The 26,306-nt window shown below is 54.0% G+C and carries 25 protein-coding genes and 1 tRNA gene; 12 read left to right on the forward strand and 14 right to left on the reverse strand.

Going from position 1 to position 26,306, the window contains the following annotated elements; translation table 11 throughout:
- Window positions 1-19: 19 nt before the first annotated feature.
- Window positions 20-1,573 (reverse strand): hypothetical protein, encoded by a 1,554-nt coding sequence (locus tag GJA01_RS02750; protein ID WP_253783376.1) that lies wholly within the window; start codon window positions 1,571-1,573, stop codon window positions 20-22.
- Between the two features lie 135 nt (window positions 1,574-1,708).
- Window positions 1,709-1,794: transfer RNA gene (locus tag GJA01_RS02755), tRNA-Tyr, on the reverse strand.
- Window positions 1,795-1,864: 70 nt separating this feature from the next.
- On the opposite strand from GJA01_RS02755, the gene rlmB reads away from it, so the two are divergent.
- The gene (rlmB, locus tag GJA01_RS02760) at window positions 1,865-2,671 is read left to right on the forward strand and encodes a 23S rRNA (guanosine(2251)-2'-O)-methyltransferase RlmB (RefSeq protein WP_026017651.1); all 807 of its coding nucleotides are present in this window, start codon (window positions 1,865-1,867) and stop codon (window positions 2,669-2,671) included.
- Window positions 2,672-3,250: 579 nt separating this feature from the next.
- The gene (locus GJA01_RS02765; RefSeq protein ID WP_253783374.1) at window positions 3,251-4,972 is read left to right on the forward strand and encodes a Hint domain-containing protein; all 1,722 of its coding nucleotides are present in this window, start codon (window positions 3,251-3,253) and stop codon (window positions 4,970-4,972) included.
- A gap of 50 nt (window positions 4,973-5,022) precedes the next feature.
- On the opposite strand, the gene GJA01_RS02770 is transcribed toward GJA01_RS02765, so the two are convergent.
- Window positions 5,023-6,096 (reverse strand): alkene reductase, encoded by a 1,074-nt coding sequence (locus GJA01_RS02770; protein WP_062504837.1) that lies wholly within the window; start codon window positions 6,094-6,096, stop codon window positions 5,023-5,025.
- Between the two features lie 95 nt (window positions 6,097-6,191).
- Here GJA01_RS02770 and GJA01_RS02775 point away from each other — a divergent pair, with 95 nt between their 5' ends.
- Window positions 6,192-6,524, forward strand: a complete 333-nt coding sequence (locus GJA01_RS02775) for an ArsR/SmtB family transcription factor (RefSeq protein ID WP_062504835.1) — start codon at window positions 6,192-6,194, stop codon at window positions 6,522-6,524.
- On the opposite strand, the gene GJA01_RS02780 is transcribed toward GJA01_RS02775, so the two are convergent.
- Window positions 6,497-6,973 (reverse strand): TspO/MBR family protein, encoded by a 477-nt coding sequence (locus GJA01_RS02780; RefSeq protein ID WP_062504833.1) that lies wholly within the window; start codon window positions 6,971-6,973, stop codon window positions 6,497-6,499. The two genes, GJA01_RS02775 and GJA01_RS02780, sit on opposite strands and share 28 nt — an antisense overlap.
- Window positions 6,974-7,028: 55 nt before the next feature.
- Window positions 7,029-7,397 (reverse strand): DUF6476 family protein, encoded by a 369-nt coding sequence (locus GJA01_RS02785; RefSeq protein ID WP_172794491.1) that lies wholly within the window; start codon window positions 7,395-7,397, stop codon window positions 7,029-7,031.
- Between GJA01_RS02785 and GJA01_RS02790 the strand changes: the two genes are divergently transcribed.
- From GJA01_RS02790 to GJA01_RS02800, 3 genes are all read left to right on the forward strand, one after another.
- Window positions 7,396-8,382 carry an RluA family pseudouridine synthase gene (locus tag GJA01_RS02790; protein ID WP_062504830.1) on the forward strand — a complete coding sequence of 329 codons (987 nt, stop codon included), beginning with the start codon at window positions 7,396-7,398 and terminating at the stop codon, window positions 8,380-8,382. The two genes, GJA01_RS02785 and GJA01_RS02790, sit on opposite strands and share 2 nt — an antisense overlap.
- Window positions 8,383-8,605: 223 nt before the next feature.
- On the forward strand, window positions 8,606-9,499 hold the full coding sequence (gene rpoH, locus GJA01_RS02795) for an RNA polymerase sigma factor RpoH (protein WP_010504308.1): 894 nt from the start codon (window positions 8,606-8,608) through the stop codon (window positions 9,497-9,499).
- A gap of 740 nt (window positions 9,500-10,239) precedes the next feature.
- On the forward strand, window positions 10,240-11,184 hold the full coding sequence (locus GJA01_RS02800; RefSeq protein WP_253783372.1) for a hypothetical protein: 945 nt from the start codon (window positions 10,240-10,242) through the stop codon (window positions 11,182-11,184).
- A 12-nt stretch (window positions 11,185-11,196) separates the two neighbouring features.
- Here GJA01_RS02800 and GJA01_RS02805 read toward each other — a convergent pair whose 3' ends face one another.
- Window positions 11,197-11,649 carry a hypothetical protein gene (locus GJA01_RS02805; protein ID WP_062504826.1) on the reverse strand — a complete coding sequence of 151 codons (453 nt, stop codon included), beginning with the start codon at window positions 11,647-11,649 and terminating at the stop codon, window positions 11,197-11,199.
- A 200-nt stretch (window positions 11,650-11,849) separates the two neighbouring features.
- Here GJA01_RS02805 and GJA01_RS02810 point away from each other — a divergent pair, with 200 nt between their 5' ends.
- Complete coding sequence (locus GJA01_RS02810; RefSeq protein WP_062504824.1) at window positions 11,850-12,230, forward strand: hypothetical protein; 381 nt, start codon at window positions 11,850-11,852, stop codon at window positions 12,228-12,230.
- The gene (locus GJA01_RS02815) at window positions 12,227-12,415 is read left to right on the forward strand and encodes a helix-turn-helix transcriptional regulator (RefSeq protein WP_062504822.1); all 189 of its coding nucleotides are present in this window, start codon (window positions 12,227-12,229) and stop codon (window positions 12,413-12,415) included. Before GJA01_RS02810 ends, GJA01_RS02815 begins: the two co-directional genes overlap by 4 nt.
- A gap of 48 nt (window positions 12,416-12,463) precedes the next feature.
- Here the strand turns inward: GJA01_RS02815 and GJA01_RS02820 are convergent, their stop codons facing one another.
- On the reverse strand, window positions 12,464-13,678 hold the full coding sequence (locus GJA01_RS02820) for a phosphoglycerate kinase (protein WP_062504817.1): 1,215 nt from the start codon (window positions 13,676-13,678) through the stop codon (window positions 12,464-12,466).
- Between the two features lie 3 nt (window positions 13,679-13,681).
- On the reverse strand, window positions 13,682-14,701 hold the full coding sequence (gene gap / locus GJA01_RS02825; protein ID WP_062504816.1) for a type I glyceraldehyde-3-phosphate dehydrogenase: 1,020 nt from the start codon (window positions 14,699-14,701) through the stop codon (window positions 13,682-13,684).
- Between the two features lie 186 nt (window positions 14,702-14,887).
- Between gap and GJA01_RS02830 the strand changes: the two genes are divergently transcribed.
- Window positions 14,888-15,343 carry a hypothetical protein gene (locus GJA01_RS02830; protein WP_253783370.1) on the forward strand — a complete coding sequence of 152 codons (456 nt, stop codon included), beginning with the start codon at window positions 14,888-14,890 and terminating at the stop codon, window positions 15,341-15,343.
- A 107-nt stretch (window positions 15,344-15,450) separates the two neighbouring features.
- On the opposite strand, the gene GJA01_RS02835 is transcribed toward GJA01_RS02830, so the two are convergent.
- A complete protein-coding gene (locus GJA01_RS02835) occupies window positions 15,451-16,440 on the reverse strand; it encodes an exodeoxyribonuclease VII large subunit (RefSeq protein ID WP_253783368.1) in 990 nt (329 codons plus the stop codon).
- Between the two features lie 142 nt (window positions 16,441-16,582).
- Here GJA01_RS02835 and GJA01_RS02840 point away from each other — a divergent pair, with 142 nt between their 5' ends.
- A complete protein-coding gene (locus GJA01_RS02840) occupies window positions 16,583-16,981 on the forward strand; it encodes a DUF4186 domain-containing protein (RefSeq protein WP_062504812.1) in 399 nt (132 codons plus the stop codon).
- On the opposite strand, the gene GJA01_RS02845 is transcribed toward GJA01_RS02840, so the two are convergent.
- Together GJA01_RS02845 and GJA01_RS02850 are read right to left on the reverse strand one after the other, a co-directional pair.
- Window positions 16,963-18,276: an amino acid permease gene (locus tag GJA01_RS02845; RefSeq protein ID WP_062504809.1), complete on the reverse strand. Its 1,314-nt coding sequence runs from the start codon at window positions 18,274-18,276 to the stop codon at window positions 16,963-16,965. The genes GJA01_RS02840 and GJA01_RS02845 overlap by 19 nt on opposite strands.
- 23 nt (window positions 18,277-18,299) lie before the next feature.
- Complete coding sequence (locus GJA01_RS02850; protein ID WP_010504285.1) at window positions 18,300-18,761, reverse strand: Lrp/AsnC family transcriptional regulator; 462 nt, start codon at window positions 18,759-18,761, stop codon at window positions 18,300-18,302.
- Window positions 18,762-18,871: 110 nt separating this feature from the next.
- On the opposite strand from GJA01_RS02850, the gene GJA01_RS02855 reads away from it, so the two are divergent.
- Together GJA01_RS02855 and GJA01_RS02860 are read left to right on the forward strand one after the other, a co-directional pair.
- Window positions 18,872-20,347: an aminotransferase class V-fold PLP-dependent enzyme gene (locus GJA01_RS02855; protein WP_062504807.1), complete on the forward strand. Its 1,476-nt coding sequence runs from the start codon at window positions 18,872-18,874 to the stop codon at window positions 20,345-20,347.
- A 78-nt stretch (window positions 20,348-20,425) separates the two neighbouring features.
- Entirely contained in the window at window positions 20,426-21,328 is a 903-nt protein-coding gene (locus GJA01_RS02860) for a delta(1)-pyrroline-2-carboxylate reductase family protein (RefSeq protein ID WP_062504805.1), read from the forward strand.
- A gap of 24 nt (window positions 21,329-21,352) precedes the next feature.
- Here GJA01_RS02860 and GJA01_RS15130 read toward each other — a convergent pair whose 3' ends face one another.
- From GJA01_RS15130 to GJA01_RS02875, 3 genes are all read right to left on the reverse strand, one after another.
- Complete coding sequence (locus tag GJA01_RS15130) at window positions 21,353-22,456, reverse strand: glycosyltransferase domain-containing protein (RefSeq protein ID WP_145993781.1); 1,104 nt, start codon at window positions 22,454-22,456, stop codon at window positions 21,353-21,355.
- A 233-nt stretch (window positions 22,457-22,689) separates the two neighbouring features.
- The gene (locus tag GJA01_RS02870; protein WP_023943672.1) at window positions 22,690-23,580 is read right to left on the reverse strand and encodes a transporter; all 891 of its coding nucleotides are present in this window, start codon (window positions 23,578-23,580) and stop codon (window positions 22,690-22,692) included.
- A 78-nt stretch (window positions 23,581-23,658) separates the two neighbouring features.
- Window positions 23,659-26,130 (reverse strand): membrane-bound PQQ-dependent dehydrogenase, glucose/quinate/shikimate family, encoded by a 2,472-nt coding sequence (locus GJA01_RS02875; protein WP_026017647.1) that lies wholly within the window; start codon window positions 26,128-26,130, stop codon window positions 23,659-23,661.
- Window positions 26,131-26,306: the final 176 nt, after the last annotated feature.

Raw genomic sequence — 26,306 nt, forward strand, 5'->3', positions numbered from 1 at the left:
TCTGACCCAACAAGTCGTACTATAATAAACTGTAGTAAATATTTGTTCTAACCATGTCAGGGATACCCTTCTCCACCATGCCAAGCACAGCTCGGCTGTACAGGTCCCATCCAAGGTCCTTAGCCGCATAAGTGTTCGAGCCCAGCGCCATGGGCTTATGTCCGATCAAATGATCTCGCACCAGTTCAGAGCACTCGGACACCCCATTAGCCAATGCCGTTGCCATGAAGGTGGCGAAGCATCTCCTGAAGCTATGGAAGTTCACCTCACCATCCGTCTCTCTCCCAAGAACGTCTCTCCGGAAATCCGTGAAGCGCTGGGAAAAGAAATGACTGCGCTTCATTCCTGTTCCTCCCGGTTTGCACTCAGGGAATAGTGGAGCGTCAACATTCCCCTCCCCGGCTTCCTTGAGGCGTCTGGCAATGATTGGCTGTACAAGAGGATGGAGCGGTATGCGTCTGACAGAGTTAGCAGTCTTGGCTTCCTCATCGGTCACTTGGATACCCCAAAGTTCTCCGTCAGCCTCGTCCCGGTTGAGAACTCGGCCAACGGTTAGCGAAGCAAGCTCATTCTGCCTTGCACCAGTCAGCAAAGCGAGACGCATCAGGTCACGGATAGCCGGGCCCCACGCCCATCTGCGTTTCTCATCAGGGTCCGCTCGCAGGAGAAGGACCAGTTCATCTTCGTTGAAGGGCCTGACCTCAGACTTCTTCTTGCCAGCTTTTCGCTTGAGGCCAGCGGTCGCACCCTGCCATGGGTTTGGGCCTTTCAGAATGTGCTTCTGGATAGCAAACGTCCACAAACCTTTAAGCGATGATATGCGGCAACTGACTGTCTTTGCACTCAATCCGCGTTCGTTCAGGAGCCACTCAGAAAAGCCCCCCAAGACCACCTCAGGCACATCCTCGACAATCTGAGCGCGAAGGAAGTTCATGAGGTTTTCAGGTTCCTCACGGTCCTGAGAATGAGCCAGATAGCGAGAGAAGAGATTAAACGCGGCCTGATCCAACGATATGGCGGAATGACCCACATCGCTCTCCCGATCCTTCATCCAACGGTCCATCACCAGAGCGAACGGTGTACGGACACCCGTTGCTATCTCCCGGAAGCGGGTCTGATACCTTGCCCCATCCTTCCCCGCATGGTCGAGCTTATGCGCCCTGCCTTCCAGAAAGCAGTCCATGCCTTCCACAACGCGATCTCTTGGGCTTTCTGAGATGCCGGTATGCTCGTCATAGACGTCATCAGTATCAGAAGCAGACGCGATCCTTCGCCGGGCCTCCAATGCCTCAGTCAGCATCAGTTCTTCGTCCAGCCAATCAGGCACATCAACCCCATGAAGAGGTGCCAGTCCTGCATCCATCAGCTTCCTGTTTAGTTGCTTTCTGATTGCCTCAAGAGCGGCATCACGAAGCCTCAGGGCATCTTTATGCGTGCGTGTCTGGAGCGATTTGAGGATGTCTTTCCGGATTCCCGTCCGTGACCCAAGCACCTTACCAGCATCCTGCCAGCGGTCTTTCGGGATGATGAAGCGGACATAATAGAGTCCGTCCCGGTTAGTCAGATTAGCCATATCCATGCCGCCTTCTATCAACGAAGGCAGGACCGAGCCATAGCATCAAGGTGACGCTAGACCAGTGACGCAGCGTTAACCTGAAGTGACGCTGGCTTTGGCTAAGTGCTTGTTTTTCTTAGGAAAAAGGGGACCTGGTGGAGAGAGTTGGATTCGAACCAACGTAGGCGTACGCCAGCGGATTTACAGTCCGCCCCCTTTAGCCACTCGGGCACCTCTCCGGGTCGGCGGTTGGAATATGGCGGATAGACGGCTATGTCAATCGCCTATCGTCGATTATATGATTTTTTCATGTCCAGACGACCCTCCCCCCGCTCCGCCGCCCCGTCCCGCCATGCGGACAAAGGCCCACAGCGTTCCGGTAATGCCGAACGTGCCTCACGCTCAGGAAAGCCTGCTTCAGGCTACTGGATTTACGGTCACCATGCCGTCGAAGCCGCTTTAAACAATCCGGACCGCGTTATTCTTGAGTTTCTTGCCACACGCGAAGCCGCCGCCGCATTCAGCCAGTCTTCCCGCGCACAACCACAGACCGTGGAACGTGAACGACTGGATCGGCTCTGCGAACGGGATGCGGTTCATCAGGGCGTCTGCCTGCGCGTAGAGCCCCTCGATCCCCCAACCATCCATGATGCCCTTGAGCGACCAGGTCCGATCCTTGTGCTGGATCAGGTTACAGATCCCCGCAATATTGGTGCGATCCTGCGCTCCGCTGCTGCATTCGGTGCCTGCGCCCTTCTGGTTCAGGACCGCAACACGCCGCAGGAGAGTGGCGCTATGGCGAAAGCCGCGTCAGGCGCACTGGATCTCGTTCCGATCATTCGCGAAGTCAATCTGTCACGCGCATTGGCCACACTTCAGTCTCAGGACGTGTGGGTCGTTGGCCTTGATGCCGGCGGTACACGCCTCGATGGTGCAAGTTTCGGAAAACGTCGCGTGGCCTTGGTACTCGGCGCTGAAGGAGCAGGACTGCGTAGGCTGACACGAGAAACATGCGATGAGATTTCGAGTGTTTACATGCCGGGAAACATGGAAAGCCTCAATGTCTCCAACGCAGCAGCTGTTGCCCTATACGAACTGGCACGCCCTACAGCATAAGACGTGATTTCAGCTTTACTGGCACAGTCTGATCGCCTTCCAGACGCCGTCACTAGCGAGCCAGATAGCAAGCAGTCCTTTACCCTTCGTACAAAACGAACAGTTTTACGGCATCATCCCTCTGGATGATGCCACACACTGAAGCCGCGTTGCGGCAAACCTCATATCGTTACGCACTACCACACGCAGTGGCCTGAACCGCCTCCAATGAGCGGTATCATACCCTTTTGCACAAGCAGATCCTGGCGCTCATTCAAATGAAACAACATAAATAAATTAAAGTAATTCCAAGATATTTCAATAATATTAAATTTCTCACTTTCCAAACAATTAACGAATAATTCCCTCACATAACACAATCGTGATAAATCATAAAAGATTGCAGAAATCTTTTGACATTAAAATATGCATATTTTTCAAAATCTTAATATAAGAAGATCGTTAATTCTTGATTAATATCATTGTTAATTTTTTCCTTGCATACGAATCGTGACAGAACATAGGGTGAAAAACATCTTAACGGTAAAAAACGTTATAAGAATCATTTTTATCGTTAATTAAAATATACGGAGAACCAAGATGGCAGCTTCATTGGTTAGTGTGAATGCAGGGGTCGCTACGGTCTACAGTTCGGGTGACCTCTCTGCTTTAGCTGGCGTTTCTGCACTCAGCTCTATTGTTGTCACAAAGAACAGCAATACTCCGGCGGGAGACAATGTTGTCGTAGACCTGACAAGTGGGCTGGCTGGCGTAAGCGCCCTTTCATCCGTCACTGTCCAGAATGGAGCAACCGCTAAGGTGGGTGGTGGTCTGCTCGATGCTGGTGTCGGGACATCCGTAACCGTTAACGGCGGCATTCTTGACCTTCAGGGCAGCGTGATTGGGGTCAAAGCTTTGAACGGTGTTACCGTAGGGCCCGCAGGAGGGGAGATTAAAATTGAACCGACCGGCCTTAGCGTAGGCGTTCTTAATCTTCCCGTCACATTCGTTGATGCCAACGGCAATACTACCACCACCATCCCAAAGAATTTTGTGATGGATTTTCCAAGTTCTTCGTCAATACCAGCCACCTATAATTCTCTGACAAACACAACAACAATTGGCGATGGAATTAGTTTACTTGGTATTGTGGGGGCTGGCCGTACTATAACCCTTTCAGGGGACCCATTTGATCTAAAGGCAACAGGAAGCCATTTTCCTTTCACAACATATTATAGCAAATCTTTCACCCAGTCAGACGGCAGCGGCGGTGTCATTACCTGCTATCTCGCAGGCAGCATGATCCAGACCCCCGATGGCGAAAAAGCCGTTGAAACCCTTCAGTCGGGTGACCTTGTCACAACATACCGGGATGGCCAGGAAACTGTGGCTCCCCTCGTATGGACGGGCAAAGCCCGCGTTACAGTCGATGCAAACCTGCCTGATGATACCGCAGGCTACCCAGTCCGGATCATCAAAGACGCACTTGCAGATGGCGTTCCTTCACGTGACCTGCTCGTAACCGCCGAGCATTGCCTTTTCCTGAATGGCGCCTTCACACCCGTGCGGATGCTGGTCAATAGAAAGTCTATTTTTTACGATCGCAGCATCACCAGCTACGATTATTTCCACATCGAGACCGAAGCACACGCCATTATCAAGGCAAACGGCATGTTAACGGAGACGTATCTCGATACAGGAAATCGATACAGCTTCCGTCAAGGCGGAACAGTGATCCATCTTGGTAGCAAGCCTCTGAGCTGGGACACAGATGCAGCAGCACCGCTTTCCGTCTCACAAGACAGCGTGCAGCCTCTTTTTCGTCAAATCTCCGATCGCCTGCCGCTTCTTGGTGTTTCCAAGAGTGCACACCAACAGAACCTCGTTCAGGATCCTGACTTCCATCTCGTGACCAATACGGGCGTGGTCATACATAAGACACGTGAAGTTGGCGGCCGAATCATGTTCATGATCCCAGCCTCGGTCAAATCTGTTCATCTGGTTTCCAGAGCAAGTTCACCACATGAGACGATCGGTCCCTTCATGGACGACCGTCGCAAACTCGGCATCTGCGTCGGAGACATCACGTTCTATGACTCCGGGCGTTCGATCTGCTTGACGGCCCTGAACGACGAGCATGCACAGAATGGCTGGTACGGACGTGAAGCGGGCGGTCGCCGGTGGACGAACGGAAACGCTCTGCTCGTTCTCAACAACAGACAGCCGAACAGCTTGGGCATGCTGGCCATTGAGGTGGTCGCTGGAGGCCCGTATCTGGCAGACAGCAAACAGGAAGCTGATCTGGTAACTCTGTCAGCCTGATAGTCCCAGACGATAATGCCGGGGGCCTCTTTCCCCCGGCATTTTTTTAGTCAATCCGCAAAAGGATAATCGGTATAACCATGCTCTCCACGGCTGTACCAGGTTGTCATATCATCCGGCTGCAAGGGTAATCCCTTGGCGAAGCGGATCGGAAGATCAGGATTCGAAATAAATTTGCGACCGAAGGCGATTGCATCAGCACGACCCTGCTGAACCTCCTCTTGTGCGGCTTCGAAAGTATAATCCTGATTCAGAACCAGCGGTCGGCGAAACGCCTTCCGGATTTCCGGGGACAATTTGGGCTGGTCCGTACTTCCGAAGGTTCCTTCCGGACCAACTTCACGCAGCTCAAGCCACGCCACCCCTAAACGCTCAAGCTCTGCAGCAGCCGGGACGAAAACAGTTTCAGGCGCTGAGTCCAGACATCCCTGCGTGTCTCCATTGGGAGAAAGGCGAACACCGGTTTTTTCCGCACCAATCGTCGCGATAATACGACTCACAACCTGCGACAAAAAACGAATACGGTTTTCGGGCGAGCCGCCATACTCGTCAGTGCGATGGTTCGTCCCATCCCTCAGAAATTCATCAATCAAATAGCCATTGGCCGCATGAAGCTGAATACCGTCAAAGCCCGCCCTGATTGCATTCCGCGCTGCCGTTTCATAATCCGACACTATCCGCGAAATGTCCTCCAGTTGCAGAGCTCTGGCTGTCTCGTATGGCATCTTTCCATCATATGTATGGGCATAGCGTGGGGCCGTCGTGGCAGAAGGTGCAACCGGCTGTAACCCCGTCACTGACGAATGGACCATCCGGCCCATATGCCAAAGCTGACAGACAATACGGCCGCCCTTGTCATGAACAGCTTTTGTAATCGGCTTCCAGGCCTCAACCTGTTCATCAGACCAGATTCCCGGTGCATAGGGCCACCCCAGTCCTTCCCGGGAAATGCCAGTTGCTTCGGAAATGATGAGACCTGCGCCTGCCCGCTGCTCGTAATACTTTGCCATGATCGGCGTTGGCACAGCATCACGCCCCGCACGAGCACGCGTGAGGGGAGACATGAAAATGCGATTTTTGGCTGAAAAGTCACCAAGTTCAATGGGATCAAAAAGATCGGGCATGAAAGGGTACTCCTTGATCGAAACTTCTATAGTTCGATAGCGATCGAACTATAGAAGTGTTGCGTCAATTCTACAAGGAAGGGATAAGACGCCGTATGCCCTGCCATGACTCGCCTGATTTGGAAAAACTTGACCTGATAACGGTCCTGCGCGCCCTGGCAGATCCTGTGCGCCTGGACATTGTCCAACGACTGTACGTACTGGGCGAAGCGAATTGCGCTGCCCTGATCGGATCACGCCCTAAATCCAGCATGTCCCATCATTTTCAGGTCCTAAGGGAGAGCGGTATTCTGCACACCCGGATCGAAGGTGTGCAGCACCATAATTCCCTGCGCCTTCAGGAACTGGAGATCCGCTTCCCGGGCCTCATGGATTCCATTCTGAAGAACACCGAAGCAGCTCAGTTGCGGCGCCAGACTTCTTCCTGAACAAAGACGGCAAATGTCAGCCAGACAAAGAATGGGATCTGAAGCTTTGCAGCACAACGATCCACCTTTTTGGCAGTGCAGATTGACGCTCCAGACGTCACAACCAAACCAATACAGATCGCAAGACCTGCATCAAGCCGACGTTTACGGAAAACGGCAAACGGAAACCCTGCCACACCCGCAACACAGATCGCCCAGAGACATAGAGCCAGCGTCCGCTTGCAAGACGTTTCCGCTCTGAGCAAGCGATAACCCGACCACGCCAGAAGACCGTCAAGCAATGTCCAGACGACAGCGTAAACAGGAGCTGGCGGCGAAAACGCTGGCTTGTTCAGATGATGATACCAGCGTCGTGTTGAGCCGTCTTCGACAGGGCTGATTTCCCGTCCGAAATACTGCGCGCCGAAAACAGTTGCTGTTGCCAAAGCGGCGTCAAGGATGCGTCCCATAATCTCTGTCCCGATATAATCTCGAACATGGGAAACGCATCAGCGCCTGGAATGTTCAGGGAACTCCTGCCACAGCCCCGAAATCAAGCTCCGCCGCCACATTCCCAGCTTCCGGATTCCACAGCAGAACGCGCTCAGCTCCAGGCCTGCCAAGGGTCACAGCCATCATGCCATCCCCGCGCGCCGTCACGCTGAGAATATGCTCCCCCTCCCCCAGCGGCAAAGTCAAACGAGCCGGCCCCTTTGGGGCCTGCGTTTCAAGAGCCGGGCCATGGTGCGGATGCATGGCACGGTAGCCAATCACGCCAATCATGACGGCAACCCCCACGACAATCATGACACCCATAATGATGACGGCCGCAAACAACGCTTTTGAAGCCCCTGACTCGCTGCCCGCCCGATCCTCGGCTAAACCCTGATTCATGTCAGATCCTGAAACCCCGTTCCGCCTTGTTGTTGATGCCAGTGTGGCAGGCCAGCGCGTAGATCGCGCCCTTGCTGACGCCATCGGCACGATTTCCCGCTCCCGGGTCAAGACCCTTATCGAAGAGGGACATCTGGCCCGCAACGGACAGATCGTTCGCGAACCTTCCGATATACTGCGGGAAGGAATGGATCTGATCCTTTCCTTCCCCACCCCGCTCCCCGCCCGCCCGATGGCCGAGGATCTGCCGCTCACGATTCTTTATGAAGATCGGGATCTGATCGTTCTGGACAAACAGGCCGGCCTCGTCACGCATCCGGCTCCGGGCAATGAAACCGGTACTCTGGTCAATGCCCTCCTGGGCCATTGCGGCGAAGGTTTCGAAGGCATTGGGGGCGAAAAACGACCGGGAATCGTACATCGTCTGGATAAAGATACGTCTGGACTGATGGTCGTCGCAAAGAACGCCATGGCGCATAATGCTTTGTCTGAAGCCTTCGCAGCCAGAGATATAGACCGCGCCTATATGGCTCTGGCCTGGGGCCTCCTACCCGCGTCTGGCGAGTTCGACGGCGCCATCGGACGAGACAAAAAAGACCGCAAGCGCATGGCTGTCGTACAGTCAGGCGGAAAACCTGCACTGACCCGCTTCAAGCTTCTGGAACCCATTCATACGAGCGTATCGCTCATCGAATGTAAGCTGGCCACGGGACGGACGCACCAGATTCGTGTTCATCTGTCTCAGGCCGGACATCCGCTTCTGGGAGATCCGGTTTATCTACGTCGTATCCCTGCTGCGGCACGCGGGTTGCCACAGGATGCAAAGGATGCTGCTCTGGATTTTCCAAGGCAGGCCCTCCACGCAGCTCGACTCGGCTTTATCCATCCCCGGACCAAACAGCCCCTTTCTTTCGAAACTGCCCCCCCTCAGGATTTTCAGGACTTGAAAAATCGCCTAACAGGCTCAACCTTTAAAAGTTCTTGACCTTTTCGGCTGAACCTGTCATAAACTGAATTATCCGACGAGTTGACGCGCCGCCGGAACGGATCGTACCACCGTACGTCGCCCAATTCGGGGGCAAACGGCTGGGGACGTGATAGTCCTTCCCAATGCGTCACCTGGGTGTGAGGAACCTTCCTGCCGCCAGTTCGTATGAGTCATCACCTCATCGAGCCAGGCACACCCCGGGCGAAAGGAGTCGAAGACCATGGCATCTCCAGCTGTCATTTCTGTAGGTCCTGAAAACAACCTCACCCGGTATCTTCAGGAGATTCGCAAATTCCCCCTTCTGACCCCACAGGAAGAGCTTGATCTCTCCCGTGCCTGGCGGAAGAACGAAGACACCAACGCCGCACATCGACTGGTCACATCTCACCTGCGCCTCGTTGCCAAGATCGCCATGGGCTATCGCGGCTACGGATTACCGGTGAATGAACTGATCAGCGAAGGCAATATCGGCATGATGCAGGCCGTCCGTCGCTTCGATCCAGAGCGCGGCTTCCGCCTCGCAACTTACGCGATGTGGTGGATCCGTGCCGCTATGCAGGAATACATCCTGCATAGCTGGTCACTGGTAAAAATGGGTACGACCGCCTCGCAGAAGAAGCTGTTCTTCAATCTGCGTCGCCTGAAGGGGCAGATGCAGGCAATTGACGACGGCGATCTCAAGCCAGAGCAGGTCAATTCCATCGCAACGACGCTCGGCGTGCCTGAGCAGGATGTTGTGTCCATGAATCAGCGCCTCTCCGCACCGGACCATAGCCTGAACGCTCCTTTGCGCATTGACGGCGAAGGGGAATGGCAGGACTGGCTGGTAGACGACACGGAAAACCAGGAACAGACTTACGCGGCTTCTGAGGAATTCAGTGGGCGGAAGGCTCTTCTGGACCAAGCGATGATGACCCTGAACGAGCGTGAACGTCACATTCTGGCAGAACGTCGTTTGAAGGAAGAGCCATCAACGCTCGAAGATCTGTCTCACCATTACAATGTTTCCCGTGAGCGGATCCGGCAGATCGAGGCCCGTGCGATGGAAAAGCTCCAGAAAGCCATGGCTTCCGAAGTGGAACATCGCCGTCGCGAGAACGGCCTTCAGAACTAACTGACCATTTCCTTTTCTCGGTAAAAAAGGCTGCCAGCATTACGCATGGCAGCCTTTTTTATAAGCTGTTTGTGCCCTGATGAAAAAAATCCAAACGAACGCTCGTAAGCACAATTTTATAAAATTGTCTTATTGAATTATTTTTTACATTCAAGAAACGCGTTTTCCAGATAGTTACAAACAAATATACAAGGAAATGATATCGCTGATAAAATTGTATGCAGACATCATATTGGCCATTTTGATTTATGTTTGAACGCCACAAGACACTTATACTGAATTTTATTTTGGTCGGGTTTATTTTCGTCAGCAGGCTTCAGACATTCGGCAATCCCCTACTCCATGTTGATGAAGAATTTTATCTTTTTGGCGGTGGACGCCTCTTACACGGAGATCTGCCCTATCTTCAGGTCTGGGACAGAAAGCCGTTCGGGATCTTCCTGCTTTATGCCGTCTTCCACCTTTTCGGATCTTACAGGGTTCTCGCTTATCAGGCAGGCGCTATGGCAGCGGTATGGGGAACCGCATGGCTTCTGTTCCGTATGGGGAAAACTATCGCTCCTGCGACAGGAGCATTCGTTTCAGCACTTCTGTATGTCGCGCTCCTCAATCTTTCACAGGGCGAAGGCGGTCAGACGCCCGTTTTTTATAACCTTCTTGTAACTGCAGCAGTCGCGCTCGTTCTGCGTGGTATTACACAGCCAGATAGAAAAAACCCGGACAGACACCCCCTTCTCGGAATGCTTCTGTTCGGCCTCGCCATGCAGTTGAAATATACTGTGGTCTTTGAAGGTATTTTCGTTGGGCTCTATAGCGTTGTCTGGAGTTGGCTAAAATGCCGATCCTTGTCGAAAACGCTTCAAAAATCCGTATTATTTGCAGCTGCAGGTCTTCTGCCAACATTTGCTGTCTTCTGTTTCTACGCGGCTATCGGGCATAGTTCCGAATGGGTTTTTGCCAATCTGGAATCCATCTTCCTACGTGGCCACGGACCCAGTGAAGAAACTTACCATCTGCAGTTACGCATGCTGAGAGCCATTTTGCCTCTCATGATCGGACTCATCGCAACAGGCTTCCTTGCATATAAAAAAGCTTCCGATCCTCAATATCTTTACCTCATGCTCTGGGCCTGCGTTGCATGCTTGGGAGTCCTGGTTTTCGGGGGTTGGTACCCTCATTACGCCCTTCCCCTCTACGCTCCTCTGGCGTTGACCTCCGCTCCTTTATGGCGATGGAAAGAGGGACGAGCATGGGTGGTTGCCCTCCTCTGCGTTATTTCATTAACAGGGCAGTACAGCCTTCGAAAACATCGCCTTGAGAATGGAAATCGACAGACGTTTCAGGCGATGCTGGGTGTCATGAGCCAAAAGCCCGGCTGCGTCTTTGTCTATCAGGGACCGCCCGCACTCTACGACACTCCTTACTGGTGCCCTCTGACAAACCACCCTTTTCCAGGACATTTCCACGAAAAAATCGAAGCCCATGCAACAGGCGTAGATGTCATGCAGGAAACCCACAGGGTTCTCGCAGCAAGGCCAGAATATATTGTTACGGAAGATCCATTACCACTTCAGGAAAATCTCCTCGTACGAAAAGAAATTTTCCTGGAAATCACTGCAGACTACAAATTAGCTTATAAATTCCAAGGTCTAAATCATTCGATTTACATTTACCGCCACACCTGACCGTAGCCGATCTTACTGCGAAAGTGGAACGGCCAGTGCCAGTCCTCCGGCGACTGTGCCTGCGCCTTTTCGATGTTGGTCTGCATGATTTTCTGCTGCCGCGTCGTCAACTCGACCGACCTTATCCGAAAAGAAATCAGGTTTGAGATACGCGTCCGACTGAACCGCATCCCGAGGACCTTCAATATTTTCGTCCGGCAACGGGGCTGCGCCAAAACTTGAAGACATCTGCTCCGCCACCATACTGGCCCGATGCTTCTCCAGACCTCGCATAAGCGCAGCACCTTGTCTGGGGTCAGCGGAAACCGTCTGAGACAACGAGGCGTCAAAAGGATGCGCAAAAGCTGAAAGCGGCTGTTTCGGCGATACCCCCGATGGCACAGAATCTGCTGCCAGCGCGTTGCACGTTCCCGTTGCCATAATCAGCACGGGGAAAGACCTCATCAGGACAGTGAGCAGGCGCATCAAGCGGATTCCAGCAAAGCGAAGGGCTGGATATCAGTGTGCGGAGTCAGACACCAAAATTACAATTGAAAAAGTTAGAAAGTTTCATGACGTCACGAAACGTGATCGGTACACATGGCAAGTTTGGATTCCTTATGTAAAGCCTGCTTGACATTTTCACTCAAAAAGTAAAGCATCCTTTACATTAAAGGGAATGAGAGATGCTCTACGGTCGACGATATCTTATTGAACTTGGCAGTGCTGTGACCCTGTATGTGGTGTTGCTGTTTGGAGCCAATTACCTGGAACGCGCACTCCATCCTGCGTTCCCCGCAAGAATGGTTCTGGCGCTCACACCCATGCTAGGAGCTTTAGCCGCAGCATCCGCCATCATGCGTGCAATCTGGCGAATGGATGAATTGCAACGACGCATTCAGCTGGATGCGATCGCAATGTCTTTTCTGGGAACTGCCCTGCTAACTTTTGCTTGGGGCTTCGCTGAAAGTGCTGACCTGCCTCATCTCAGAGCTTTTGCGGTCTGGCCGATTATGTGCGCGTTCTGGGGGATCAGTGGCATTGTCGCTCAAAGGCGTTATCGGTGAACAATTGCCTCAAAGAACTTCGGGCGGAACGCAGCTGGAGTCAGGCAGATCTGGCCTCAGCACTGGATGTTTCAAGACAAACGGTCAATGCTATCGAAAAAGGGCGCTATGATCCGAGCCTCCCTTTAGCTTTTACGATCTCGCAGCTTTTCGAGCGCAGAATTGAGGAAATTTTCTTTCCGTAAGGCCAAGGCAAAAAAAGCGGGGAGGTTACACTCCCCGCCTTCTGATAATCAGTCCAGACCGAGTTGCTGTCCTGTCGTACGAAGCACTTCGATACCCGGAAGAATTTTGCCTTCCAGCCACTCCAGAAACGCACCGCCAGCCGTCGAGACATAACTCATCTGGCCAGCCACACCGGCATGACGCAGAGCAGAGACCGTGTCACCACCGCCTGCAACCGTGCGCAGCTTGCCGTCCTGTGTCAGACGGGCCGCTTCCTGTGCAACCTCAACAGTTGCGCGATCAAAGGGCTCAATCTCGAACGCCCCCAGAGGACCATTCCAAACCAGCGTCTTCAAAGTCGCCAGACGTTCGTTGATCAGTTCCACCGTGCGCGGACCGGCGTCGAGAATCATGGCATCGGCCGGAACTTCACCAATCAGGCACACTTCGCTCTCGGCACCAGCCTTGAACTCACGCGCCACAACGGCATCAACCGGCAGAACGATTTCACAGCCCTTTTCCTGCGCAAGATGCGCAATCTTACGGGCTGTTTCGTGCATGTCCGCTTCCTGCAGAGACTTGCCCACAGCAATGCCTTCCGCCGCCAGGAACGTGTTGGCCATCGCACCGGTGATGAACAGCGTGTCCACCTTCTCGATGACGTTGCCAATCAGATCCAGCTTCGTGGAAATCTTGGAGCCACCAATGATGGCACCAACCGGACGTTCCGGGTTTTCCAGCGCGGCCGACAGAGCAGAGAGTTCGGCCTGCATCAGCCGCCCAGCGAAGGACGGTAGATCATGCGCCACACCTTCTGTGGAGGCGTGGGCGCGATGAGCCGCTGAGAACGCATCATTGACGAAAATATCGCCATTTTCTGCGAGAGCCTTGGCGAAAGCCGGATCATTGGCTTCCTCACCCGCGTGAAAGCGCGTGTTTTCCAGAACCAGCACATCGCCATCCTTGAGGGCAGCAACAGCCGCCTCAACGGTTGGACCAACACATTCAGAAACGAAAGCCACTGGCTTGCCCAGCACTTCGCCAAGCTTCTCGGCGATTGGGTGCAGAGACATACTCGGAACGACCTTGCCCTTCGGGCGGTCGAAATGGCTCAGGACCACAACGCGCGCGCCTTTGCCGGCGAGTTCACTGATGGTCGGGGCAACGCGCTCGATGCGCGTGGCGTCAGTAATGACGCCGTCATGCATCGGCACGTTCAGATCAGCCCGGACGAGCACGCGCTTACCGCGTGCCTCCAGGTTATCGAGCGTGCGGAACACCATGGTTCAGAGGCTCCCGAAAGCGGCGGCCGTATCCGCCATACGGTTGGAGAAACCCCACTCATTGTCATACCAGGCGCAGATGCGAACAAGCTGGCCACCATCGACCAGAGCCGTCTGCGTGGCGTCGAACGTGGAGGATGCCGGAGAATGGTTGAAGTCCGTGCTCACCAGCGGGTCCGTGTTGTACTCAAGGATCCCCTTGAGCTTGCCTTCGGACGCAACGCGAATGGCTTCATTCACGGCCTCAGCGGAAGCCGGAACGGTCTTCGGTACGAAGTCGAGGGAGACGAGAGAGACGTTCGGCGTTGGAACACGAATGGCTGTACCGTCCAGCTTACCCTTCAGGTGCGGCAGAACCAGACCAACAGCCTTGGCAGCGCCCGTTGACGTCGGGATCATGTTCAGAGCCGCTGCGCGGGCACGACGCGGATCCTTGTGGAGCGTATCCACCGTGCGCTGATCACCTGTGTAGGAATGGATCGTGACCATGTAGCCACGCTCGATGCCGAATGCTTCATCCAGAACGGACGCAACAGGTGCAAGGCAGTTCGTGGTGCAGGAGGCGTTGGAAATCACCTTCATGTCCGGCGTCAGAACGTCGTTGTTCACACCGAAGACGATGGTCGCGTCCACATCCGTTGCCGGAGCGGAGACGATCACACGCTTTGCGCCAGCTTCGAGCAGAGCAGCAGCCTTTTCACGCGTCGTGAACAGGCCCGTGCATTCCATGGCAACATCAATGCCTTCGAACGGTACCTTGGAGGGGTCGCGCTCGGCAGACACCGTGATCGGACCATAAGTGCGACCATTCGCTTCGATGATGAGCGTATTGCCTTCCGCGCGGACCTTGCCCGGCAGGCGACCATGAACGCTGTCATGACCCAGCAGATGAGCGTTTGCTTCTACCGAACCCAGATCGTTGATGGCTACGACTTCAACGTCCGTACGACCACTCTCGATGATGCCGCGCAGAACGAGACGTCCGATACGTCCGAAACCGTTGATTGCGATTTTTACCGCCATGCCTGCCTACTCCGCTATTCTGACGAAAGGGCATCATCCATAGCATCGCTACAAAGAAGCAACAGGGGGTTGGCACAGTTTTTCATGAACTTGATGCGCTTAATCTTGCCCAAACCGTCCGTTCCTGCGACGGTCCCGCACAATATGGCTGCAATTCTCCGCAATTTTCGTTCCTTTCGAGGCATCATGGCTCCACGTGCCCTTCTTCTGGCGGGAAGCATCCTGCTGGTGACTCCCCTGCTGGCTGGCTGCAAGCTGATCGATCAGCGCACGTTCAACCCGCAAGCCAGCAGACCACCCAAGCCGTATGTTCCACCAGCGCCCCCTGCACCGAAGCCCAAATCTCCCTTCCTGCAGATTGAGGGCGGGACACCCGAAGCCGAATATGGGCCTACCGTGGACAAGGCCGTGAAGGCGGCACTCGCCCGCAAGGAGAATGTTCTGTTCATTGTGCAGCTTCTGGTTCCGCTACAGAGCGATCCCGCAGCGCAGGCCAAGGCCATGACAGAAGCAACTCAGGCAGATCTGGAACCCGTCGCCCATCGGATCAACACGGCAGGGGCACAACCAATCCAGATCGAAATGCACGCTGTGGCAGACGGCTCAGTCACGCACCCTGTGGTGCGCGTCGACGTTCGCTAACACGCCAGCGCAAGAGTTTTCCGGCCTGATACTCCACACAGCCTGATACACCTGCCTCGGCCTTTCGAGGCAGGCGTTATCCAAAGACAGATGGGGCTTTCCAGAAATCAGAAAAACCTTGGGAGCAGCCATCCCAGTAGCAACCCTAATCCCAGCAAGATCAGAGCATTTCTGAGCCTTGTTCCCAGAGCCGGACCAGGGGGCGCCACCGCCATGGATGCAGCGCTTTCCCGCAGGGCGACAATTTCTTCCTGCTGAGCGCGTGCTTCTTCCTGCTGTTGCCAGAGGCGACCGCTCATCCTGCGAATATAATGCCCCGCATCAGCCGGCGTCGTGGCAGCATGGTCGACGAGACGCTCGGCCAGCGTCCGGTTGGCGGTGTGTCCCACACCCAGAACCCGGTGCGCCTGACAGGTGGCCAGTGCTTCCAGAACGAGTGGATGCTCAAACACCGCAAATTCTGACATATCTCCGCCACCACGGATCAGAACAATAATGTCTTCCCGACACGTCCCAACGGCATCAGCAATCCGATGCGGGTCCGTCATGGCTACCGGCAAAGACCGAATACGTTCTGATCGCCAGCCGCCTCCGAGCCCCTGAAGAAAGTCTTCCGCCACAAGAGCATTGGATGAGGCAGAGTGAATGAGCAGAAGTCTTGCCTCCCGCCGCTCAGGATACGGATGGAACTCCCAGCTCAATCCCCGAAGAACATCCAGAAGGGACTTTTCAGCGCGATCAACCTTCTGTCGTCCGGGATCGTAAGGGTCAACCGCCAGCGCTTCAAACCGAAGAGCCACCTGCCCCCTGAGATGTCGCGCCCTCAAAAAGCCCGTCACCCGTACATAGTCGCCTGCGCGAACATCTGCCGCAGCCAGAATGGATTTGGTCGCCTCAAGCGCAATAGAGGTTCCAAGTTGCGGGTCGATTAAGGGAAGCTGATAGTATTTCCGGTAAGCATTCGGCGCCACATCACCCAGTTGCCCGGCAACAACAAGCGGAAAGCCCCACTCTTCAAACTGGCCACAAATCTCGTCCAGACGGGCTGTGAACAGATCCTGAACCTGAAGAGGGGACAGGACCGGCAGGCTGGCCATATCGCCAGATGCAGAATCAGTTCGGGTGCGTCTCGGAAAAGCGTCCATCCGGCACCATATGGAGTAAGAACAGATGTTCTCACAGAGGGTGAAAGCGCCCTCACAACATTTTTTTTGCGTATTTTCAGAAGGTTGATCCGTCTTGAGCGTTTCTTCTCCCGAAGAGCTTCTCCTGAGACTTCAGAAATCCCGGTTCCGTGCCCGGTTCCACCTCGATGAACAGGCGCAGCAATATCTGGAAAGCCGTGGGCTTGATGCCGTCATGGAGCATGGCGCGACATTCATCCGCGATCGTCTCGCTCCGGCTTATCCTGCGCAGGATGGGAAACAAACGCCCATGCGTGGCCACCCCATTTTCATTGCCCAGCACGCCACCGGGTCATGCTGCCGTGGCTGCCTTTCAAAATGGCACGGCATCCGCTCCGGCAAGTCTCTGACCGAAGACGAACAGCAGGCTATTCTGGCCGTTCTTCGCGCCTGGATTTTGAAGGATACAGGCGCGGACGTTCCATTGTCGCCAGCTCAGGGGGCGTTATTCTGAAGGCTTTTAGCCCGGGGCAGAAAGCGCTCTGCCAGAAGAATTACTATAATCGCAAAGGCACCCATCTCAATCTGTGAGCGCGTCTCGGGCTGAATCATCATGGCGATAATCGCCATGGCAATCAGGGCCAAGGCAACATAAGCACCAACAGGCTTCCGGGGCATGATCTTCAAGCGCCCCAACACAAGAAGCGCGTTATTGAACAGCATGAAACCGCCCGTCAGGCTGACAAGAACAGCAAAGATCAGACCCGGCGACAGAACAGCCGTTGCTGCAACAAAAATGGATGACCCTACACTCGCCAGAAGGGCACGACGGGGAAGCTGCGTTTTAGGTTCGACGACCAGAAAAGTGGATGGTGCATCGCCTGTCTCTGCAAGCTCATACAGAATACGGGACGTCACATAGATGCCGGAGTTCAGGCTGGATAGCGCAGCAACAAGAATGACGACCCCCATAGCTAGCCCGGCAAAGGGAACATGAAACCGGTTCAGCACCAGCAGAAACGGGGACTGTCCCGGCACAATATCTGTCCATGGGACGAGGCACAGGATGAGCGAAATGGTAACGAGATAGAAAACACCGATCCGCAAGGGAATGGTGCGGGTCGCGCGCGCGATATTCCGCTCCGTATTGTCGGATTCAACCGCAGCCACCGTCGCAATTTCGCTTCCGCCCATGGAGAACAATACGGTTGGAATAACCGCCAGAAGAGCAAGAAGGCCGTGCGGCAGAACACCGCCATGACTGAACAAATTCTCCTTCACGGGAATGGAATGAACTCCAAGCGCCCAAAAACCGATCCCGCTGAATACGATGATGGCCAGAACCTTGATGGCTGAAAACCAGTACTCGAATTCGCCATACCCTTTGACGGACAGAAGATTGACAGCCGTCATGGCACCAAGAACCAGAAGTTCCAGAACGGCATAGGGAACGGGAATATAGGGTGTGAGCATAGACGTGACAGCAATCGCTTCCACACCAATGACCGTCACCCACGTCAGCCAGTATGTCCAACCCGCCACGAAACCAAAACGATCTCCAAGAGCGTGACGGATCTGCCCGAGAAACGACGCACGCCCTGGCGTAACAGACGCCAGATCCCGCATCATGCTGTTGACCAGCCAGACCAGAAGTCCCGCCAGAACATATGACACGATAACCGCCGGGCCACCCATTGAGAGAGCGGCTGATGAGCCGATGAAGAAACCCGCACCGATCACACCACCCAGAGCAATCATGACAATATGCCGTGTTCTCAGGCTTTGGGCGAGCTGGTCCGGTTCAGTCATGAAAGATCCCTGTCAGTAATGTATCAGACCGGAAGATCCCTGTTATCCGCCAGGGTTTCCATGGTCATGTATGAGGTAATGGCATCCAGCTCGACCTTGCTGATGATCTGCTGATAGACACGATCAAAATCGTTCATGTCACAGGCCACAACCTTGAGAAGGTAATCATACTCACCGGCAATCCGGTAAAAATCAACGATGTTTGGGATCGAAACAACCACTTTGCGGAACGTTTCGAACCATTCGCGTGAATGGTGGCGCGTTCGCATCAGAACAAAGACCGTCAATGTCAGCCCCAGCGCCTGCGCATTGAGGCGCACGGTGTCGTGGCTGATAATTCCGCTCTCCCGCAAGGCGTTCAGGCGACGCCAGCAGGCATTCTGGGACAGGCCGACCTGTTCAGCCAGTTCACGCTGGGAGGGCGTTCCCTGCTTCTGGAGGATACGGAGGATGGCACGGTCCGTTTGATCGATGATTCTGCTCATATCGATGTAAATGACAACAAAAAACCCATTCTCGTCTACAATAAAGGTGCGGTTTTCCCCATTCCGGTGAGGTATTTTCCTTTTATCGGCTCAGGGAAGGATCAGGGACCATGGAAACGATCGGCAGTCTTGAAAACAGCGCAACAGCATTGGCGCAGTTCGAGCAAACCCTACGCGCAACAGGACGGGATGCCCTGCGCAAGGGCGTGCTTGGAGATGGCACGAAGTTCATGAGCCCCTTTGGCGTGCAGTCCATGCTATATGCAGACTATGTGGCATCGGGCCGCGCACTGGTTCAGGTCGAAACCTTCGTGATGAACGAAGTCCTCCCTTACTATGCCAACAGCCACACTGAAGCTTCACTATGTGGCGCATACATGACCCGGATGCGCAATTCAGCCCGCGCCATGATCGCCCGTCTATGCCATGCGCCGGAAGATCGGTTCACGACCATCTTTATGGGGAACGGCGCCACCGCCGGTCTGAACCGTCTTGTGCATCTTCTGGAAATTCCCGCCCGCTGTGCGGCTGGCAATCGTCCGGTCATTTTCATCGGCCCCTACGAGCACCATTCCAACATTCTACCCTGGCGGGAAAGCGGTGCCGAAATCATCGAGATCCCGGAAGCCGCAGAAGGTGGCCCGGATCTGGCCATTCTTGAAAAAGCCCTGACCTCCTGCGGCGAAGAACGTCTGAAAGTCGGTTCGTTCTCGGCTGCATCCAACGTCACCGGCATCATGACGGACGTGGACGCCGTCACGGCCCTCCTGAAGACACACGGCGCGCTTTCGATCTGGGATTATGCCGGTGCCGCCCCCTATCTGCCCATCGACATGAAACCCGGAACAACCGTGGAGAAGGATGCCGTTGTTGTCTCCTGCCACAAATTCATTGGTGGACCTGCAGCCTCTGGTATTCTGATCGTTCGCAATGACGCCGTTACGCGATGTGGTCCTGTCCTCCCGGGTGGGGGGACGGTCAAATTCGTTTCTCCCTGGAACCATGATTACTCAAACAGTCTGGCCACTCTTGAAGAAAGCGGAACACCTGACGTCATTGGCGATATCCGCGCAGCACTGGCATTCATCGTCAAGGATGTGATTGGTCAGAACTTCATGGATGAACGCAATGCCGAACTGCGGGCACGGGCTATCGCGCGCTGGAGTAAAAATCCAAATATCAGGATTCTCGGTCACGCTACGGCAAAAGCCCTGCCGATTTTCTCATTCCAGATCCGCGACACCGTAACCGGCGGCCTCATCCACCAGCAGCTTTTCACGCGCATGCTGTCCGACCGTTATGGCATTCAGGTCCGCGGCGGCTGCGCCTGTGCCGGCCCCTACGCCCATCGTTTGCTGGGTATTGACGAAGCTGCGTCAGATGCGATCCGTCAGGCCATTCTTTCCGGGCAGGAAATCGAAAAACCAGGCTGGACGCGCCTGAACTTCAGCGTGCTGATGGATGACGCCAAGGTAGAGCGTATCCTGGATGCGGTGGACGAACTGGCGCTTGATCCCCATTCCGTTGCCGCAGCCTATGAATGCGATGTCTCGACAGCTCGCTTCCGGCCCAAAATCGCCGCCTGATCCAAACCGACTTCCCCACCCTCTTCATTTTTAACTCCGAACAGGGCACCTTCCCAAGCAAGAACAGGAAGGTGCCCCGTGAAGACTTTGACCGCCGCTGAAACACGTAAGCTGCTTCCATTTTCTCATCTCGTGGAAGTGCTTCGCCAAGCAGTCGTGGATTATCATAACGATCAGATATCCTGCCCTGAACGTATGGTTGTCCGAACGCTTGATCGCACCGGCGCTGTCATGTCCATGGTCGCCTGCGCACCAGACATTGTCGCAACGAAATTGCTGACGCTCTATAAGGACAATGCAGCGAGGAACCTTCCGGCCATTCAGGGTCAGGTCACGTGCATGGATGCCATTAACGGGCGTTTTCTTTTCTCACTTGATGGCGTTACCACAACAGAACGTCGCACCGCTGCGATGTCTATGCTTGGGCTGGAGTGCTTCCGCCCCCCAGTGCTGGAAACAGTTCTTCTCATTGGCACCGGCGTACAGGCCAAAGCCCATCTTGAAGCTCTGAATACGCTTTATCCGGGTCTCATCGTTTATATTCAGGGCCGATCCCCTGAGCGCGTCAGCACCCTCACAAAAAGCAACGCATACCCAGCGCTACAACTTCGCATTGCCCCTCTGGAGCACTTTGCGCCGGATGTCGTGATAACCGTCACCAGCAGTCAGACCGTTCTCTATGATGAGCCTCCAGTTTCTACCCGACTGGTGATTGGCGTTGGTGCTTATCGGCCTGAGATGATTGAAATCGGCCCGACCATCGTTAACGGAAGCACCTGTATTGTGGATGACCCTATTGGAGCCCCCTCTGAAGCTGGTGATATCCTTCAGGCAGCCAAAGACTGGAAACAGGTCAAGTCTCTGGCGGCGTATCTAACAGGAGAGAAGAAACCGGAAGAACCAGTATTTTTCAAAAGTGTCGGCTGTGCCGCATGGGATCTGGCCGCTTGTCGCTTGGCCCTGAAAACATTCGGAATGTAGAAAGCTTCAAATTGGAACCGAATCCTATAGAGAACTTAACGTAACCATCAATCTGCAAAGATGCTCATTTGTCCAAGCCGCAAAAGCTTCCAAAGGAAACTCGCAAACGCCGAGAGAGGTATTAATTTTTTGAGTATAATTATTTAACTCATTACCATGACATGTAAATATCTTTTCTTCTACTATGTTTAATTTTTCCCAATTTTTAGCCCATTTGGCCGTCGATATACCGCCATTCGGATGAAAGCTACGTAAAGACGTATTGTCTGCTGAAAGTAATATTATTGAATTCCGCCCTAGCCGTACGGCAACGCAAATATCTTTAGATGGTTTTTCATGAATTACAAAACCGTTTTTATCAAGGGTATTATGCAAAAACCCTCTCTGCCCTTTTACTGCCAGAAGGTCGATCCCTTCAGGATATATTCTTTGAATAGAATTAATAATTGAAAGTATACCAATAGAGCTCTTATCTCCATTAGCATGAATTACTGAAGGCCAGCTTCCGGTTTGGCTATTACGTACTGAACCACCAGAATAATGATAAAAATTCAGCGACCCTCCGAGCGTACCAAATATCTTACACTCCACATCGACAGAAATCTTCAAATTATGACGTTCAGCAGCATTAATCATAAATCGGCATGCAAGGCGCTGGTCATCATGATCCCCGTCTTCCTGGGACCAAGCCAAACATTCAGACAGCATTTTTTTGATTGCGCCAGCATAGCCAATATAGCAGCCACTATTTAGATAACGGCATAACTTATCACTATAATTATCAAAATATGCTTGCAGTGGATCATCGGGCGAAGTAGCAGGTGGCCAGAAGGTAGTCTCACCATTAAAAATAATATCGTCTCCGCTTGTTAGAAAAGCACGACCGATCTCATTCGCTCCACCAATTACCAACGTATCGTAAGCATCTGTGAACAGTATGATATCATGTGACCGAATAGATGGCTCATTCAAAATTTGAGCAAACGTGACGTATTTATCAATGAAAATAATACGCTCCCGCTCACCAGCAGGGCGAAGCGCACGAAAACGCAATCCTGCACGCTCTGCACTCTCTTGAAGATCAAGCATGGCACGCGTGCGCGGATGACCAACAGTGACATGAAGCATATTTAATCAATCCAATTCTTATCAAAAGAATGATTGGCAAAAATACAAGAGAAACTCAACCCAATATCTATTCGATTTTCTCTATCCCTTACCGACGATCCGTATAACACAGCTATACATTGTAAGACGTTTGACCCTGCATGCCCAATAATCAGCAACCAAAGAAAAATATTTTTATAGAGTAGAAATTCTCACTCGATGCGCAAAAATCCGCGACTCAATGAGGATTGATCTCACCAAAGATAAACAAGCTTCATGTAATAAGCATTCGTCTCAGGCACATTTCGACCGTCAACGGAGTGTGAATATCGCCCGGTCAGGGAGACGCGCTTGGAAATGTTGACCATAGCACCCACGCCAAGCGCCACTTCACGACCACTGGATTCACTTACCCAGCTATTTGCCGTATTATCACGCATTCCGGCAGTATTCTGCCAGTCAAACGCGAAGAATGGTTCAACAATCTTGCTCGCTTTCCAGCTAAAGCGCAGGTTGGAATGGAAAACCGTTCCTGGCGAGAAGCTGTGTTCGCCCGTCTTATGCTTGGTAGAAGCTACGATTGCACCTAGATCGCCATCAAAGCTGAAATGCTTCCATTCATAATCGAACATAAAACTGGACAGGTTTGACCAGTAGTTCGGAGACAGCGCATCTCGGGTGCCGACCGGCGTTTGCATGAAAGTCTGGATACCAAAGGTGCTGTGCGCATTCGGCTTGAACCAGACCGCAGGCCCCACGATGGTTGGACCCAGACCTCCATAATTTGTGCCCTGCGCCAGCACAAAACTTTCCGACTGAATGACTTCAAACGCAAATCCGACATGCGGGATCGCATCAAAGCTTCGGAAATGCACATATTTGGTCATGCCTGCCCAAGTATGACTTCCACCAGTTGGCTGGCGCCGACCGCCGCTGTCATAGGTATTACCCGCAGCATTCCCGTCACCATACTGCACCAGGACGTTGAACGGCTTGAAATCGACTGGCAGATCGTATTCGTGAGGCCCAATGATGGCCAGCGGGATGTCGGCTGCATGGGCCGCAACGGCTGGCAGAAGGGATGACGCGGGCAATAGGATACTCAGGGCCCGGAGACACCCTCCGGACCAGATCGTGCGAACCATGACATTTATTTCCGCTGGAGAAGTACTGAGTGTGGAGCGCCTCTCCTAAGAGACGCGCTCCACGGTAACGCGGTCAGATCAGTTCGCGGCTGCGCCCTGCTGTCCGTCAATCGTGTAGGCGATGATATAGTCACCGCTGCGGGTGCCAAGCCCCCCATGACCACCAGCGGCGATCACAACATATTGCTTCCCGCCCATTTGATAGGACATCGGGGTTGCCTGTCCACCAGCCGGCAGACGGTCACGCCAGATCACCTTACCGGTCGAGACATCGAAGGCACGCAGGTAATCATCAGCCGTCGCACCCATGAAGGATACGCCACCCTTTGTGATCACACTGCCGCCGATGTTGTACATGCCGGTCGGGAGCGGAAGGTTGTTATGCGTCCGGAAAGGACCCGTGTCGCGCGTTGTGCCGACAGGATGCTGCCAGACGATCTTCTTCGTCACCAGATCAATCGCCGTCACCGTACCCCAGACCGGGCCCTTGCAGGGGATCTGAAGCGGGTTCAGCCATGGGCTGGTGTAAGCAATGTAAGGTGTACCGTAGTCAGGAGAGACACTCAGAGCATCGCCCTTGGCTTCCGGCTTGTCACCCTTGCCGTCCCACTTCGGTAGAATACCGGAAGCTTCAGCATGGTTACGCTTTTCCAGACGGATCCGGAACGGCAGGTAGCTGGCGTTGGCGATCAGCAGCTTGCGCTGCGGGTCGATGGATGCACCCTGCCAGTCAACCACACCATAGAATGCCGGATAGACGATCGTCGTCTTGCCAACATGCGGCGGCGTGAACTGACCTTCGTAAGCGGACTGACGGAACTGGATGCGGCAGATCATCTGATCCAGCAGCGTCGCGCCCCACATGTCGCTTTCCTTCAGGTCAGGCGGCGTCAGGGACGGCAGACCAACAGCGAAAGGCTGCGTCGGCGTCACATGGTCGTCCGGTGCAACACCAGCGGTCGGAACAGGACGTTCCTCAACCGGGTAACCCGGAACCGGCTTGCCGGTACGACGATCCAGAACAAAGAACTCACCACGCTTCGTGCTCTGGACGAGAGCCGGAATGGATTCACCGTTCTGGCCAGGCAGGTCAACCATGGACGGACCGATCGGAAGATCCATGTCCCACAAGTCATGATGAACAGTCTGGAAGGTCCAGCGTCGCTCACCCGTCTCAATGTCGAGAGCAATGGTTGCGCTGGAGGTTGCATCGTCGAACGGACGACGTGTGCCACCCCAGTTATCCGGCGGAGAGTTACCCGTCGGGATATACAGCAGGCCGAGGTCCGGATCTGCCGTGTAAACGCCCCAGGCATTTGGGGTGTCACGCGTCAGTTCGTCGTTCGGGCCGGGCTTCCAGTTTTCCGGGTTGTGTCCAGCGTCCCAGGCCCACTCGATTTCACCGGAAATCGGGTTGAACGCACGGATCGCACCGGACGGTTCGAAGTTCGCTTGGTTATCGAAGATCCAGCCACCGAGAACCACACGATCCTTCACCACCAGCGGCGGAGACGTCACGAAGTGAAAGCCATGCGGCACATGACCGAGATACTGGCGCAGGGAGATGAAACCATGCTCGCCGAAGTCTTCACAGGGCTTGCCCGTTTCCGCATCGACAGCAAGGAGACGAACGTCACCAACCGGGGAGAAAATACGCTTCTGGCAGGCTTTGGAGCCATCAGGAGCCGTATAGTCGTCCGGAGCCTTGTAGTAGGAAACACCACGGCAAGCGAGATAGACGTTGGCCGCCAGATCTTCAGCCGCAGGCTTCGGATCGAACTTCCACTTCACCTTGCCGGTTGCAGCATCAAGGGCCATGACCCAGTTATGCGGCGTGCAGAGATACAGGGTGTCATCGACCTTGATCGGCGTGACTTCGAGGTTGAACTCATGTCCCTGATCTGGACCAGCGACAGTGCCTTCGTCAGCCTTCTGGACATCACCTGTACGGGTCACCCAGGCACGCTTCAGATTGCTGATATTGGCCGGTGTGATCTGACCCAGCGGGCTATAGCGATCACCGCCAACCGTACGACCATAGGCCGGCCAGTCGGACGCAGGCGTTCCCTTGCTCGTCTCATCGACCTGATTGGCAGCCGCCATACGGTCAGCCGGAAGAGTGCCGTCAATGGAATAGGACGTGAAGCAGCTTGCAACCAGAGCCACAACGGCAATAGCAGCAGAACCAACGAGTTCACGCTTGTCAGACATCCAGGATGCGCCCGAACGCCAGACCCACGGCAGCATCATCCAGCAGGCAATGCCGATCAGCGTGAACAGACGGACTTCAAGGCCCCAGATGTTGAAACCGACTTCAATGACGGACCAGATCGTCGCAACCAGCAGCAGGCCTGCGAAAATGCGTCCTGCCTGAGCCGGGTTCTTCAGGCCAACGACCGCTGCCACAAGCATGACAACGCCCATCAGCGCGTAGAACCAGGACCCACCAAGTACGAGCAGGTAACCGCCCCCACCCAGCAGGAAAAGCCCGACAAGTGCGAGCAGAATAGAGGTTACTGGCGAGAGCACCCTCTGGAGAGAAGAAGACATGACACCTCTGTTCTTCTGAAAATGGAAAACCACTTCTTCTGAAATAGTTTGTCTCTCTTAATTGTTCTGGAGGCAGGATATGGTCCGTGCCCCAAATAGCTTTGCGAGCGAGGAAAACTGGCTCGCAGGCTTGCGCCTGCTGACCGGATGATTGCCGTGAAAAGCTTTTTTCTCAT

The sequence above is a fragment of the Gluconobacter japonicus genome, assembly GCF_002723975.1.
In the GTDB taxonomy this organism is placed as follows: Bacteria; Pseudomonadota; Alphaproteobacteria; order Acetobacterales; family Acetobacteraceae; genus Gluconobacter; species Gluconobacter japonicus.

Coding starts and splice junctions, on each gene's coding strand:
- GJA01_RS02875 (WP_026017647.1), bottom strand. CDS start 26,130: ATGTCTTCTTCTCTCCAGAGGGTGCTCTCGCCAGTAACCTCTATTCTG.
- GJA01_RS02820 (WP_062504817.1), bottom strand. CDS start 13,678: ATGGTGTTCCGCACGCTCGATAACCTGGAGGCACGCGGTAAGCGCGTG.
- GJA01_RS02805 (WP_062504826.1), bottom strand. CDS start 11,649: ATGCGCCTGCTCACTGTCCTGATGAGGTCTTTCCCCGTGCTGATTATG.
- GJA01_RS02750 (WP_253783376.1), bottom strand. CDS start 1,573: ATGGCTAATCTGACTAACCGGGACGGACTCTATTATGTCCGCTTCATC.
- GJA01_RS02780 (WP_062504833.1), bottom strand. CDS start 6,973: ATGGGACGCATCCTTGACGCCGCTTTGGCAACAGCAACTGTTTTCGGC.
- GJA01_RS02855 (WP_062504807.1), top strand. CDS start 18,872: ATGGAAACGATCGGCAGTCTTGAAAACAGCGCAACAGCATTGGCGCAG.
- GJA01_RS02835 (WP_253783368.1), bottom strand. CDS start 16,440: ATGGCCAGCCTGCCGGTCCTGTCCCCTCTTCAGGTTCAGGATCTGTTC.
- GJA01_RS02850 (WP_010504285.1), bottom strand. CDS start 18,761: ATGAGCAGAATCATCGATCAAACGGACCGTGCCATCCTCCGTATCCTC.
- GJA01_RS02765 (WP_253783374.1), top strand. CDS start 3,251: ATGGCAGCTTCATTGGTTAGTGTGAATGCAGGGGTCGCTACGGTCTAC.
- GJA01_RS02790 (WP_062504830.1), top strand. CDS start 7,396: ATGTCAGATCCTGAAACCCCGTTCCGCCTTGTTGTTGATGCCAGTGTG.
- GJA01_RS02770 (WP_062504837.1), bottom strand. CDS start 6,096: ATGCCCGATCTTTTTGATCCCATTGAACTTGGTGACTTTTCAGCCAAA.
- GJA01_RS02785 (WP_172794491.1), bottom strand. CDS start 7,397: ATGAATCAGGGTTTAGCCGAGGATCGGGCGGGCAGCGAGTCAGGGGCT.
- GJA01_RS02830 (WP_253783370.1), top strand. CDS start 14,888: ATGGCTCCACGTGCCCTTCTTCTGGCGGGAAGCATCCTGCTGGTGACT.
- GJA01_RS02810 (WP_062504824.1), top strand. CDS start 11,850: ATGCTCTACGGTCGACGATATCTTATTGAACTTGGCAGTGCTGTGACC.
- GJA01_RS02845 (WP_062504809.1), bottom strand. CDS start 18,276: ATGACTGAACCGGACCAGCTCGCCCAAAGCCTGAGAACACGGCATATT.
- gap (WP_062504816.1), bottom strand. CDS start 14,701: ATGGCGGTAAAAATCGCAATCAACGGTTTCGGACGTATCGGACGTCTC.
- GJA01_RS02800 (WP_253783372.1), top strand. CDS start 10,240: ATGCTTCTGTTCGGCCTCGCCATGCAGTTGAAATATACTGTGGTCTTT.
- rpoH (WP_010504308.1), top strand. CDS start 8,606: ATGGCATCTCCAGCTGTCATTTCTGTAGGTCCTGAAAACAACCTCACC.
- rlmB (WP_026017651.1), top strand. CDS start 1,865: ATGTCCAGACGACCCTCCCCCCGCTCCGCCGCCCCGTCCCGCCATGCG.
- GJA01_RS15130 (WP_145993781.1), bottom strand. CDS start 22,456: ATGCTTCATGTCACTGTTGGTCATCCGCGCACGCGTGCCATGCTTGAT.
- GJA01_RS02775 (WP_062504835.1), top strand. CDS start 6,192: ATGCCCTGCCATGACTCGCCTGATTTGGAAAAACTTGACCTGATAACG.
- GJA01_RS02870 (WP_023943672.1), bottom strand. CDS start 23,580: ATGGTTCGCACGATCTGGTCCGGAGGGTGTCTCCGGGCCCTGAGTATC.